General features: G+C 64.7%; 9 protein-coding genes. 2 read left to right on the forward strand and 7 right to left on the reverse strand.

Features of this window, described 5'->3' with window-relative positions:
* Nucleotides 1-90: 90 nt before the first annotated feature.
* Nucleotides 91-1,614, forward strand: a complete 1,524-nt coding sequence (locus tag CH290_RS06470) for an MFS transporter (protein WP_019665895.1) — start codon at nt 91-93, stop codon at nt 1,612-1,614.
* Nucleotides 1,615-1,691: 77 nt separating this feature from the next.
* Here CH290_RS06470 and treZ read toward each other — a convergent pair whose 3' ends face one another.
* The 5 genes from treZ to CH290_RS06495 all read right to left on the reverse strand — a co-directional run bounded on the left by treZ (nt 1,692) and on the right by CH290_RS06495 (nt 10,814).
* The gene (gene treZ, locus CH290_RS06475; protein WP_026347907.1) at nt 1,692-3,425 is read right to left on the reverse strand and encodes a malto-oligosyltrehalose trehalohydrolase; all 1,734 of its coding nucleotides are present in this window, start codon (nt 3,423-3,425) and stop codon (nt 1,692-1,694) included.
* Nucleotides 3,422-5,860: a malto-oligosyltrehalose synthase gene (gene treY, locus CH290_RS06480; protein ID WP_019665893.1), complete on the reverse strand. Its 2,439-nt coding sequence runs from the start codon at nt 5,858-5,860 to the stop codon at nt 3,422-3,424. Before treY ends, treZ begins: the two co-directional genes overlap by 4 nt.
* Nucleotides 5,861-5,865: 5 nt before the next feature.
* A complete protein-coding gene (gene glgX / locus CH290_RS06485) occupies nt 5,866-8,124 on the reverse strand; it encodes a glycogen debranching protein GlgX (protein WP_019665892.1) in 2,259 nt (752 codons plus the stop codon).
* Nucleotides 8,125-8,158: 34 nt separating this feature from the next.
* Entirely contained in the window at nt 8,159-10,270 is a 2,112-nt protein-coding gene (locus CH290_RS06490) for an acyltransferase family protein (RefSeq protein WP_033188575.1), read from the reverse strand.
* A gap of 91 nt (nt 10,271-10,361) precedes the next feature.
* Nucleotides 10,362-10,814, reverse strand: a complete 453-nt coding sequence (locus tag CH290_RS06495) for a MarR family winged helix-turn-helix transcriptional regulator (RefSeq protein ID WP_019665890.1) — start codon at nt 10,812-10,814, stop codon at nt 10,362-10,364.
* A 144-nt stretch (nt 10,815-10,958) separates the two neighbouring features.
* On the opposite strand from CH290_RS06495, the gene CH290_RS06500 reads away from it, so the two are divergent.
* A complete protein-coding gene (locus tag CH290_RS06500; RefSeq protein WP_033188576.1) occupies nt 10,959-12,122 on the forward strand; it encodes an MFS transporter in 1,164 nt (387 codons plus the stop codon).
* Nucleotides 12,123-12,324: 202 nt separating this feature from the next.
* On the opposite strand, the gene msrA is transcribed toward CH290_RS06500, so the two are convergent.
* The gene (msrA, locus tag CH290_RS06505; protein ID WP_033188577.1) at nt 12,325-12,843 is read right to left on the reverse strand and encodes a peptide-methionine (S)-S-oxide reductase MsrA; all 519 of its coding nucleotides are present in this window, start codon (nt 12,841-12,843) and stop codon (nt 12,325-12,327) included.
* Nucleotides 12,840-13,364 (reverse strand): peptide-methionine (R)-S-oxide reductase MsrB, encoded by a 525-nt coding sequence (gene msrB / locus CH290_RS06510; RefSeq protein WP_033188578.1) that lies wholly within the window; start codon nt 13,362-13,364, stop codon nt 12,840-12,842. Before msrB ends, msrA begins: the two co-directional genes overlap by 4 nt.
* Between the last annotated feature and the right edge of the window lie 71 nt (nt 13,365-13,435).

Raw genomic sequence — 13,435 nt, forward strand, 5'->3', positions numbered from 1 at the left:
GCTTTACCGGCTGGACGGTTCACTGCTACTCTCGGTCGCTGTACCGGCTGGACGGTTCAGTCGAGGGTGAGAGCATCGAGGAGTGACGAAGTGAAAGACATCAGCGTCGGACCCGCCGCGCAGGCGCAGACCCAGCGGGCGACGCCGAAAGACTGGCTCGGTCTCGTCGTACTGGCGTTCGCGGTTCTCTTGATCGCGGTCGACGGTACGGTCCTGGACCTGGCGCTACCGTTCATCAGCTCGGATCTGTCACCGTCGAGCAACCAACTTCTGTGGATCATCGACGTCTACTCGTTCGTACTGGCCGGGCTGCTCATCACGATGGGCACCCTCGGGGACCGGATCGGACGACGGAAACTCCTGCTCATCGGTGCTGCCGGATTCGGAATCGCGTCCGTCGTCGCGGCATTTGCCACCAGCCCGGAAATGTTGATTGCCGCTCGCGTGCTGCAAGGTGTCTCGGGCGCGACTTTGATGCCGGCCACTCTCGGTCTGATCAGGACGATCTTCACCGATCCCCGCCAACGTGTCATGGCGATCGGTGTGTGGGGCGCAATGGCAGGCGGCGGCGCAGCGGCCGGACCACTGGTCGGCGGATGGTTGCTCGAGCACTTCTGGTGGGGCTCGGTGTTCCTGATCAACATCCCGGTGATGCTCGCGTTGATCGCATTCGGTCCTCTCGTGATACCGGAATCGAAGGATCCGAACCCCGGCACGTTCGACCTGATCAGCTCGGGATTGTCGATGGCCGCTCTGGTTCCGTTGGTCTACGCGGTCAAAGAGACCGCGGCCCACGGCATATCCGCCGTCAACGTCGGCGCGGCACTGGTCGGTGTCGGTGCAGGCGTTCTGTTCGTCCGGCGGCAGAGGCGGCTCGACGACCCGATGATCGACCTACGGCTGTTCTCCAACCCCGCCTTCTCGACGGCGGTGTTCACGAACTTCCTGTCGGTGTTCGCGCTGGCAGGCGTGCTCTTCTTCGGCGCCCAGTATCTTCAGCTCGTGCTGGGCAACAGCCCACTGGAAGCGGGCTTGCTACTGCTGCCAGGCACGGCGTCGAGCATCGTGACGTCTCTGGTGGCCGCGTACCTCGTCCGTATCTGGTCTCCGGCAACGGTGCTCGGCGCAGGACTTGCCGCCGCTGCTGTCGGTGCTGCCGTGCTGTTCGGGCTACGCGTCGACAGCGGCCCGGCATTGTTCATCATCGGCTTCGTTCTCGTCGGCGCGGGCGCGGGCACGGCACTGACGTTGACGTCGGACCTCGTCGTCAGTTCCGTCCGTCCCGAACGCGCCGGTGCGGCGTCCGCCGTGTCGGAAACGGCATACGAGTTGGGGATCGCGCTGGGCGTGGCCGTTCTCGGCACCGTGGTCATGTCCTACTTCCGCCGAGGGCTCGACGTCTCCGGCCTCGATTCCGAGCGCGCGGCGTCCGCCCAGGAGACACTCGGCGGCGCGGCTGCAGTCGCGCGTGACCTCCCGGCGGAGCTGGGAACGGCCCTGACCGAGTCGGCGCATGCAGCGTTCGTTCAGGGCATGCACACGGCGTCGGTGGCGACGGCCGCCGTCATGGCAGCGACCGCCGTCTACGTCGTCCTTCGGCTCCGCCGCAAGTAGAAACAAGCTCGGCTCCGCCGGAAGTAGAAACAAGCTCGGCTCCGCCGGACGTGACAACCGAGCCTCGGCCGCGTTGCTCAGGACGTTTCGAGCACCGCGAACGAGTGACCTGGAACGCGTGTGGCGGAGCCGGTGTCGTTCGACGTCGGCTCCTCCCACGACAGCACGGTGCGACCCCCGACCGGAACGGTCACCGTGGAATCGGACAGGTTGCACACGACGGCGAGCGATCCACGGTGCAGCACGATCCACTGCTGGTCCTCGTCGTAGTCGACCTTCAGATTCGGAAGCCACGGATCGGTGAGTTCGGGCCGCGCACGCCGCAGCGACAACAGATCCCGGTAGACGGTCAACAGCCGGGCATGATCTCCGGTGCCCAGTTCTGTCCACTCCAACTTGGACCGGAGGAACGTGTCCGGGTCCTGCGGATCCGGGATGTCTTCTTTGTCCCAACCGTGCTCGGCGAACTCGGATTTGCGGCCCTCGGCCGTCGCTTCGCCCAGCTCGGGTTCCGGATGCGAGGTGAAGAACTGGAACGGGGTCGACGCGCCCCATTCCTCGCCCATGAACAACATGGGTGTGTACGGAGAGGTGAGAACCAGTGCGGCTTTCACGGCCAGCTGACCCGGGCTGAGGTAGAAACCGGGCCGGTCACCGACGGCTCGGTTACCCACCTGGTCGTGCGTGGTGGTGTACGTGACGAACGAGCTCGCCGGGACTCGGCGCGTGTCGAGCGGCCTGCCGTGGGTTCGACCCCGAAACGTCGAGTACGTGCCGGCGTGGAAGAAGCCCTGGCGCAACGTGTTCGCGAGCCCCTTCAGCGATCCGAAGTCGCCGTAGTACCCCTGACGTTCACCGGAGACAGCAGCGTGGATTGCGTGGTGGATGTCGTCGTCCCACTGCGCGTCGAGCCCGTACCCGCCGCCGGAACGCGCGGTCACCAGCGTGGGATCGTTCAGGTCGCTCTCCGCGATCAGCGTCAGCGGTCGGCCGAGGTGCGCCGAGAGCCGACGGGTGTCGACGGCCAATTCCTCGAGGAGATGGACGGCGGTGTGATCGACGATGGCGTGCACCGCGTCGAGCCGTAATCCATCGATGTGGAACTCGGAGAACCAGCGCAGAGCATTGTCGATTGCGTACCGACGCACCACACCGGACTGAGCTTCCGCGTAGTTGATGGATTGCCCCCAGGTGTTGGCGCCCTGCGTCATGTACGGGCCGAACCGTTCCAGGTAGTTGCCGGACGGACCGAGGTGGTTGTACACCACGTCCAGCACCACCGCGAGGCCGCGAGCATGGCACGCGTCGACGAAGCGCTGCAGACCGTCGGGGCCGCCGTATCCCTCGTGAACGGTGTACCAGAGCACACCGTCGTACCCCCAGTTGTGGGTACCGTTGAATCCGTTCACCGGCATGACTTCGACGAACGTCACGCCGAGGTCCACGAGGTGGTCGAGGCGTTCGATCGCCGCGTCGAACGTACCCTCGGACGTGAACGTTCCGATGTGCAGTTCGTAGATCACCCCACCCGGCAGTTGACGACCGGTCCACGACGAGTCCGTCCAGCCCGACGGATCGAGCGTGTGCAGCTGAGACGGCGCGTGCACGCCGTCCGGCTGCCGCGGCGACCGAGGATCGGGAATCACCGCCGGATCGTCGTCGAGGACGAAACCGTACCGGGCATCGGGGGAGGCGTCGACGTCGGCGTGCCACCAGCCGCCGTCACCTCTGGTCATCGCATGGACGGTGCCGTTCACGTCCACGCGCACCGTGGTGGGGGTCGGAGCCCAAACTTCGAAACGATGGGTCATGCGTCACGTTCTCCTGACGTATCGCTCACGGTGATCTCACGCACGAGCACAGCAACGGGCAAGGACGACAGCAGTGTGTCGGCCTTGACTACGCCGTGGTACTCGTTGTCGGTCAAACGATCTCGCCACCGGCCCGCCGGCAGTGCAATCGTCGTCGACCCCCAGCTGCCCGAATCGAGCCCGAGGGAATGTCGGGTGGCGACGGCGATCACGTCCGCGGCTGCAGCAACGGGGCCACGGGCGAATCCCACGATGTGCGCTGCTGACGAACCTTGCGCGTACACCGGCGCGTACGTTCCGCCGACGAAGCTGTCCGGGCGTTCACGCCTCAGGTGCAGGGACTCGCGGACGACCGCGAACTTGGCCGATCCGGACGAGTCCACCACCGTCGACGACGGAGCGGACAGATGCCGACGTCGAACGTCGTAGTCGATCAACCGACGGTTGTCCGGGTCGACGAGCGAGTCCTCCCAGAGCTCGGTGCCCTGGTACACGTCGGGCACTCCCGGTCCGAGCAGATGGAGCAGTTTCTGGCCGAGTGCGTCACTTCGTCCGTGTGGGTCGAGCCGTGCGACCAGCATGGTCACCGAGTCGGCGACCGAACCGCTCATCACGGAGTCGAGCCACGAATGCACCGATGCCTCGAACGCCTCGTCGACGTCGGTCCATCCCGTACGGGTGCCGGCTTCACGCATGGCCTTCTCCGCGTACGCGTGGATTCGCTCGCGTAGTTCGGCGGAGACGACGCCGTCGGCGGGCCACACTCCGAACAGGTTCTGCCACAGGAACAGTCCGGTCGCACCGTCCGGACTCGGGGCGACCTCCTCCCAATCCGAGATGCACCGCGACCACAGTTCCGGTGTCTGCGACAGCACCCCGATTCGGGCCCGCACGTCCTCGCCGCGTTTGGTGTCGTGAGTGGACAGTGTCGTCATCGCCGCGGGCCACCGAGCCGCTCGCTCCGCATTCGCAAGATGGAACTGAGCGGGGGAGATCCCGAACTCCGCCGGGTCACCGCCGACCTCCTGCAGCGAGATCAACCGAGCGGCGCGGTAGAACAAGCAGTCCTCGACACCCTTCGCCGTGACCGCACCGCACACCTGCTCGAACCGCACCGCCGATTCGCCGTCGGCGATCAGCGCAGCGGTCACCGCATCCAGTGCGTCGACCAGGGCGGGTTCGGCGGCCCCGACGTCGCCGACGACTCGGCCGACCGTCCCGGCCAGCGGCCCGTAGTCCGACCGGTAGTACGGCATCCGGGCCACCACGGCCACGATCGCCGCGGTGATCGACTCGAACGGTGCGTCCGAACCGGACTCGCGCACGACAGCGCGCGCCAGCCGCCTGACCTCCGGAGCCAGATCGCCCTCGGCGACAGCAGTTTTCAAGTCGCGCTCCGCGGCATGCAACCACTGCGCGTCCCCCGGCGCTCCGCCCCGCGAACGAGACAGCTCGGTGAGAGCCTCGGCACCCGACGGATCGACGAAGACACCGCCGAGATCGGCCAGAGCGTCGTATCCGGTGGTTCCATGCACCGGCAACGCGGGATCCAGTGGCTCGCCGCGCGCCAATATCTTCTCGATCACCAGCCAACGATCGGGGCCGATGAGTTCGCGGAGCTCGGTGAGGTAGCCGGCGGGATCGGCCAATCCGTCGGGGTGGTCCACGCGGAGACCGTCGACCAGCTCGTCGGTGATCCAACTGGCAACCTGGACGTGCGACGCGGTGAACACGTCGAAGTCCTCCTGCCGAAGACCGGCGAGGCCGTTGACGGAGAAGAAACGCCGGTACCCGACGAGACCGGACTTCCAGTCGACGAGGCGATACGCCTGCGCGGCATGGACTGCCTCGGCGTCCTCGGTGCCGACTCCGTCAGGGATGGTGCCGGGTCCGTCGGAGAGGGTTCCGGCGGCGATGGGGAATCGGTGCTCGTAGTACGCGAGCAACGGCGTGTCTCCGGACCGGTCGATCGTCAGGGCCGCGGTGTCGTCGGCCGATCCGAGGACGGGCAACGCAATCTTTCCGTCGGCTCCGTTCTCCGACGCCCAGTCGATGTCGAAGTACGAGGCGTACTCGGAGGCCTTCCCCTTGGACAGCACGTCCCACCACCACGCGTTCTGCCGCGGATCGTCGACGCCCACGTGATTGGGCACGATGTCGACGATCACGCCCATGCCACGCGAATGCAGTTCAGCGACCAGCGCTTCGAAGCCTTCGCGCCCACCGAGCGGTGCGGACACCGAGGTGGGGTCGATGACGTCGTACCCGTGGGTCGAGCCGTCGGTGGCTTCGAGGATCGGCGACAGGTATGCATGGCTCACGCCGAGATCGTCGAGGTAGTCGACGATCCGGCGGGCGTCGGCGAAGGTGAACCCGTCCCCTCGCAGTTGAAGTCGATACGTACTCGAGGGAATCGGCCGCGGGGGATGGGACACTGGTGTCAGTCCGTCTTTCGTAGAACGAGGAGTGACCGGGCGGCCACCTCGACCGGTGTACCCGCTTCTATGACATTTTCACTCACCCCGGTGAGGATTGCCGTGTTCAGTGCGACCGTCCACTCCTTGGCGTACTCGCCGTCGGGGGTCAGGAACTCGATGGTTTCGTGATGGGCGTTGAAGCACAACAGGAACGAGTCGTCGACGACGCGCTCGCCTCGCTGATTCGGCTCGGGAATGCCTTCGCCGTTCAGGAAGACGGTCAGGCTCTTGCCGAATCCGCTGTCCCAGTCCTCGGGTGTCATCTCCTCACCGGCCGGGGTCAACCAGGCGATGTCGCGGGCCTGCTCGCCGGTGCGAATCGGCCGGCCCTCGAAGAACCTGCGGCGACGGAACACCGGATGGTCGTTGCGCAGCGCGATCGCGTTCTTGGTGAACTCGATCAAGTCCGCGTTGGTCTCGGCGAGCGACCAATCCATCCATGCCAGTTCCGAATCCTGGCAGTAGACGTTGTTGTTTCCCTGCTGGGTTCGACCTAGTTCGTCACCGTGCGCGATCATCGGCGTGCCCTGACTCAGCAGCAGAGTCGCCATGATGTTGCGGATCTGACGGGCGCGCAGGTCGAGTATCTCGGGGTCGTCGGTCGGGCCTTCGACACCGCAGTTCCACGAACGATTGTGGCTTTCGCCGTCGTTGTTGTCCTCGCCGTTGGCGTCGTTGTGTTTCTCGTTGTAGGACACCAGGTCGTGCAACGTGAACCCGTCGTGCGCGATGACGAAGTTGATACTCGCACCGGGGCGACGACCGGTGGCCTCGTACAGGTCGGAGGATCCGGTGAGTCGTGATGCGAACTCGCCGAGTGTGGCGGGCTCGCCGCGCCAGTAGTCACGGACGGTGTCGCGGTACTTGCCGTTCCACTCCGTCCACAGACCGGGGAAGTTACCGACCTGGTAGCCGCCCTCGCCGACGTCCCACGGCTCGGCGATCAGCTTGACCTGGCTGACGACCGGATCCTGTTGGACCAGATCGAAGAAGGCGCTCAGCCGGTCCACGTCGTGCAGTTCACGAGCCAGCGTCGACGCCAGGTCGAAGCGGAAGCCGTCGACGTGCATCTCGGTGACCCAGTAGCGCAGCGAGTCCATGATGAGTTGCAACGTGTGCGGATGGCGGGCGTTGAGACTGTTACCCGTGCCGGTGTAGTCCATGTAGTGGGCCGAATCGCCGTCGACGAGGCGGTAGTACGCAGCGTTGTCGATTCCCCGGAAGCTGATGGTCGGGCCCATGTGATTGCCCTCGGCGGTGTGGTTGTAGACCACATCGAGAATCACTTCGATACCGGCCGCGTGGAACGCACGGACCATCGCCTTGAACTCGGTCACGGCCGCGCCCGCCGTCGGGTTCGACGAGTAGTCGGCATGGGGCGCGAGGAAGCCGAACGTGTTGTATCCCCAGTAGTTCCGCAGTCCCTTGTCCAGCAGTGTCTGATCCTGCATGAACTGGTGCACGGGCATCAGTTCGATCGCGGTGATGCCCAGATTCAGCAGGTGGTCGATGATCGCCGGGTGGGCGAGCCCTGCGTAGGTTCCGCGCAACGATTCCGGAACGTCGGGGTGCGTGATCGTCATGCCTTTGACGTGCGCCTCGTAGATCACCGTCTCGTGATACGGCCGACGCGGTGCGCGGTCGTTCTGCCAGTCGAAGAACGGATTGATGACCACCGTGGTCATCGTGTGGCCGAGGGAATCGTGCTGCGGAAAATCGTCGCGTGGTGCCTCGTCGTGCGCGATGGGATCCGGCTCGACGACCTCGAGGTCCGGATCCGCCAGATCCGCGTCGTCCTCGTACGGCTTCTCGTCCGGAGCCGCGGCCTCCTCGGGCTCGGGAACGTCGAGGCTGTAGGAGAACAGCGAACGGTCACCGTCGAAGTCACCCTCGAACGCTTTGCCGTACGGGTCCAGAAGCAGCTTGCTCGGATCACAACGATGACCCGACGCCGGATCCCACGGACCGTGTACTCGGTAACCGTACTTCTGGCCGGGGATCACCGACGGAAGGTACGCGTGCCAGACGTAGCCGTCCGACTCCTCGAAACGGATACGAGTCTCGGTGCCGTCGTCGGCGATGAGGCACAGATCCACGGCTTCGGCAACCTCGGAGAACAGCGCGAAATTGGTACCGACACCGTCGTAGGTGGCTCCCAGCGGATACGCGGACCCGGGCCAGACTTCGATCGCGGGTGATTCGTTGGGTGCTTCGACAGACATGAAGGAAACCCTACTGTGGCCGGATCGAACCGGCTCACCACCAACCCGTCGCCGACGCCATCTGCCGCCCCAACTCGCTGGTCAGAGTGCGTACGTAGGTAGCGGTGAGGTGATGTTCGTCGCGGTAGATCAGTACGTTGCCCTCGATGACACGGCAGACCGGACCGTCGCACAGAGCGTTCGAGAGATCCAGGGGGTACACCGTCGGAAGCCGGAAGGATGCCGCGAGAGCTGGGTTGATCGGCCCGAGTGCGTTGCCTCGCTCCATGCCACACGATGTCGCGTTGCCGCCGTCGGCCAGGCAATCGATGGCCCGGTACGCGATGCCGTCACGTTCGAGCCACGGATTGTCGCGGATACCGAGGACGGGGATGCCGTAGGCCGACAGCTCGTTCCATACCTGCACGTACCAGTCGGGGGTGACGTCGCCCGGGCCGTCGTCCCTCGGCCGCGTCGCGGTGGTGAACACGTAATCGGGTCGTATCTGCGCGAGATCGGACAGTACCGTCTCGGTCCAGTCCAGGCAGTCGGGGTATTCGCTGTCGCCGAGCATGGGCATCGTGCCGAGGGTGAGTGGGCAGCCCATCTTGAGATAGGTCACGACGCGGAACCCGTGTTCGCGGCCGAGTAGATCCAGTGCGGTGATCCAGTGCTCCGCGTGGGAGCTACCGGCAAGTGCGATGGTCCGGTTCGCGGTCGTGTCGCCGTACTCGCAGCTGATCGCATCACGCGTCTCGAAGTCCGCGATGCAGCCTTCGACGGTGGTGATCGGCAGATCTTCCGGTGCCGAGAACAGCGCGGGACTGACCGGTGCGTCCTCGGCGACGATGCCGTCGGTGAGTTCGAGAGCGCCCGGATGAGTGATCGGGTCGACGGTGTCGTTGGCCTGCAGGTCCGCGACCGATCTCTGGATGTAGTAGTTCCATCCGGCGGAACCGGCCACGAGTGCGAGGGCAAGGACCGCAGCGGTGCCCGTCACCGCGAGGCGTGGAATGGATCGGGCGGGCGCCTGCACCGGCTTCTCGACGAGGCGAACGGTCAGCATCGCCAGAAGCACGGACGCTCCGATGATGCACGCGCCGGTGAGCAGGTCCGCGGTCTGTTCGCCCGTGTACGCGAGGGTGAAGATCAGAATCGGCCAGTGCCAGAGATACAGAGGAAAGGCTATCGAGCCGAGCCACAGCCCGAATCGCGTGCTGAGCAGCGCTGCGACAGGCGTGTCGGGTCCCGCGAGCACCAACGCGAGTGTCGCGAGTACGGGAAACAGTGCCCAGGGGCCCGGGAACTCCTGCACACCGTCGAAGATGAATCCGCACGCGACGATCGCGGTCAACCCGGCCGCCGCCAGTGCCGTGCGGGCTGTCTTCGACGGCCACGATGCATCGGCCCCGTCGTGGACGGGTGGTTTCGCGGCGTACATCGCTGCGACGGCCGCCCCCAGCAGGATCTCCCACAGTCGAGCGCCCGTGTCGTAGTAATTCCAGGATTGGAGCCGCGACGTACCGTCTGCGGCGTAGACGAAGGACAGCAGTGCCGCGCCGACGAACAGCACCAGGTAGACACGAGGATCGGGGCTGGGTCGCGATGCTCCGCGTGACTTGCGAAGAATCCAGGAGAGCCCGAAGACGACGGCGATGGCGATCAGATAGAACTGGAATTGGACCGCAACGGACCACAGGTGTTGGACCGGGCTGACCGTCGGGTCCGCCGCCAAGTAGTCCTGTGAGGTCCACGCCAACTCCCAGTTGGCGAAGAAGAAGACGCCCGAGACCAGCTGATTTCCGATGTCGACCCATCGCGTGCGCGGGAGCAGAACGATCGTTGCGACGGCCACACCGGTCAGGACGAGCACGAGCGGGGGGCCGAGCCTGCGCAGGATGCGGGCGACTCGACGGAACGGATCGATCGATCCACCCGCGCGGGCGGTGCGAATCAGCGAGGCCGTGAAGAAGAAGCCCGTCAAGGTCAGGAAGACGTCGACACCGCCGGAGACGCGTCCCATCCAGATGTGGAAGACGACGACCAGAGCGATCGCGACGCCGCGTAGACCGTTGAGATCCTGCCGCACTGCCGGTCGTGGGTCGGCCGCCCGAACCGGGGGAGCAGCGGGCACGGAAGTGCCGGCAGGTTGGTACTGGGCGTGCATAAGAGGGTGAAAGCTCCGACGGTCGACGAATACGGGGACGCAGTGCAGTTCTCGAGGCAAACGATACTGTGCCTGAACCCCGGGTGAACAATCAGCCAGCGGCTGCGGGCAATCGGTGGATCGCGTCGACGAGTGGTGCCAACTCGGGAATCTGCTCGGCCGACGACAGTGAGCTTTCCAGAACCTCGTCGTGCGTGGGGCGTGCTCGTTCCAACAGCGCTCGGCCGTCGGTGGTCAGTTCCGTGTAGATGCCTCGACGGTCGTCCTTGCACAGCACTCGTGTGAGGATGCCTCGATCTTCGAGTCGATTGACCAATCGAGTGGTGGCGCTGCTGCTCAAAGCCGTTGCACGTGCCAGTTGCTGCATCCGCATATGCCACCCGTCTTGCCGACCGAGCGCGTCGAGGACTGCGTACTCGACCACCGAGAGTGTGTGCTCGGCCTGCAGTGCGCGTTCGAGTTCGGCCTCGATGTGCGCGTGGAGCGCTGCGAGTGTTCGCCATCCCTGGGCGCGGATGAGGGATGAATCGTCGGCGATTCCCACTGTGTCCTCCTCGAAGCCTGTCGAAAGTTCAGTCGGAGTTTAGCAGCTTGCGCAGTTATAAGGCGTGTGCAACTATTTATGACGCGTCTGCAACTAAGTGCACGCGCTAGCTATCGGCGAACGCATCGATCTAGGAGAAACTGCATGCCGCTCGGACTGCTCGCACTCGCCATCGGAGGGTTCGGTATCGGACTCACCGAGTTCGTGATCATGGGGCTACTGCCGGAAGTCGCCGCGGACTTCGGAGTCACCGAGGCCGTGGCGGGCTGGCTCATCACCGGCTACGCGCTCAGCGTCGTCGTGGGGGCCCTCGTGGTGACGGCACTCGTCACCCGGTTTCCGCGCAAGAACGTTCTGGTCGCATTGATGGGACTGTTCATCGCGGGCAACCTTCTGTCCGCGATCGCCGGATCGTACGAGGCCATGATGCTCGGCCGTGTCGTGGCAGCACTGTGTCACGGTGCATTCTTCGGAATCGGAGCCGTGGTCGCAGCAAGTCTCGTCGAGCCCGCGAAGAAGGCAGGCGCTATCGCGATGATGTTCGCCGGTCTGACCGCAGCCAACGTTCTGGGAGTACCGTTCGGAACCCTGCTGGGTCAGACCTACGGCTGGCGTTCGACATTCTGGGCCATCACCGTCATCGGGGTTGTGGCGTTCGTCGGCACCATCACTCTCGTCCCGGCGAAGACGGACTCCGAGACTCCAGGGCATCTGCGGTCCGAGCTGCGTGCGTTCGGACGCCTACAGGTGTGGCTCTCGATCGCGATCACGATCCTCGGTTACGGCGGTATGTTCGGGGCATTCACGTACATCGCCTTCACACTCACCGAGGTCAGCGGGTTCACCTCCGGCTCGGTGCCGTGGTTGCTGATTCTGTTCGGCGTCGGACTGTTCATCGGCAACTACCTCGGTGGCAGGGCCGCGGATCGTAACCTCACCGCGACGTTGCTGACGTTGCTCGCAGCGCTGACCGCTGTGCTGGTGTTCTTCGCGTTCTCCGCGGAAAGCCAGATCGCAACCGTGGTGTCCCTGTTCCTGATGGGCGTGTTCGGCTTCGCCACGGTCCCCGGCCTACAGATGCGCGTGATGGCCTTCGCCGACGACGCACCGACCATGGCGTCGGGAGCCAACATCGCGGCCTTCAATCTCGGGAATGCTCTCGGTGCATGGATCGGCGGAGTGACGATCACTGCAGGGCTGGGATACACCTCGCCGATCTGGGCGGGCGCGGTCATCACCGTGGCCGCTGTGGTCGTGCTCGTGGTGGCCACCCGACTGCAGCATCAGCGCTCGATGGTTCGGATCTGATCCGACGCCCCACCCTGACGGCAATGGTCCCGAGCATAACGCTCGGGAACATTGCCGTTCAGGAACATTGCCGTTCAGGAACATTGCCGTTCAGGAACATTGCCGTTCAGGAACATTGCCGTTCAGGAACATTGCCGTTCAGGAACATTGACGTTCAAGAACACTGCCGTTCGGGACCACGGTCAGTTCGTTCGGCCTTCGTTCAGCTGATGGCGTCCGCTCGATGCGGCAGTTTCCAGCCCGGGCGAACGAAGTGGCAGGTGTAGCCCGTCGGGTAGTTCTGCAGGTAGTCCTGGTGCTCGGGTTCTGCTTCCCAGAACGGGCCTGCCGGCTCGACCTCGGTGACGACCTTGCCCGGCCACAAGCCGGAAGCGTCGACGTCCGCAATGGTGTCCAACGCGACTCGCTTCTGCTCGTCGGACGTGTAATAGATCGCCGAGCGGTAGCTCAGTCCGACGTCGTTGCCCTGGCGGTTCTTCGTCGACGGATCGTGTATCTGGAAGAAGAACTCCAGCAGGTCGCGGTACGAGATCAGACTCGGATCGAACACGATCTCGACGGCTTCGGCGTGCGTGCCGTGATTACGGTACGTCGCGTTGTCCACGTCGCCGCCGGAGTAACCGACCCGAGTCGACAGAACGCCCGGTCGGTGCCTGATAAGTTCCTGGGCTCCCCAGAAGCAGCCTCCGGCGAGAATGGCGGTCTCGGTGGTTGTACTCACTGCTGCGCTCCTTCGTCTGGCGTCGATACTGTGTCCGACTGTGCGTCGTCCGACTGTGTGTTGTCCGACTGTGTCGTCGTGTCGAACTGTGCGCGGTATTCACCGTAGCCCTCGGCTTCGAGGCGATCCACCGGCACGAACCGGAGGGCAGCGGAGTTCATGCAGTAGCGAAGGCCGCCCTGGTCCTTCGGGCCGTCCTTGAACAGGTGGCCAAGGTGCGAGTCGCCACCGGAGGAACGAACTTCCGTGCGGACCATCAGATGGCTGAAGTCGCGCTTCTGCACTACCGATGTCGCGTCGACGGGTTTGGTGAAACTCGGCCATCCCGAGTGGCTCTCGAACTTGTCGAGTGAGGAGAACAACGGTTGCCCGGTCACGACGTCGACGTAGAGGCCCGGCTCGTGGTTGTCCCAGTACTCGTTGTCGAAAGCTCGCTCGGTGCCTTCCTGCTGTGTCACTCGGTATTGCTCGGCCGTCAGATTCTTCAACTGCTCGGAATCCTTGGCGTAAGAACGTGTCATCGGTGTCCTTCCTGCTGTCACCGTCGGCCGTCACGGCCACACCATGAGTCAACAACGCTCACCTGTCGATA

This window comes from Rhodococcus sp. 06-156-4, from assembly GCF_002259345.1.
GTDB classification, from domain to species: Bacteria; Actinomycetota; Actinomycetes; order Mycobacteriales; family Mycobacteriaceae; genus Rhodococcoides; species Rhodococcoides fascians_E.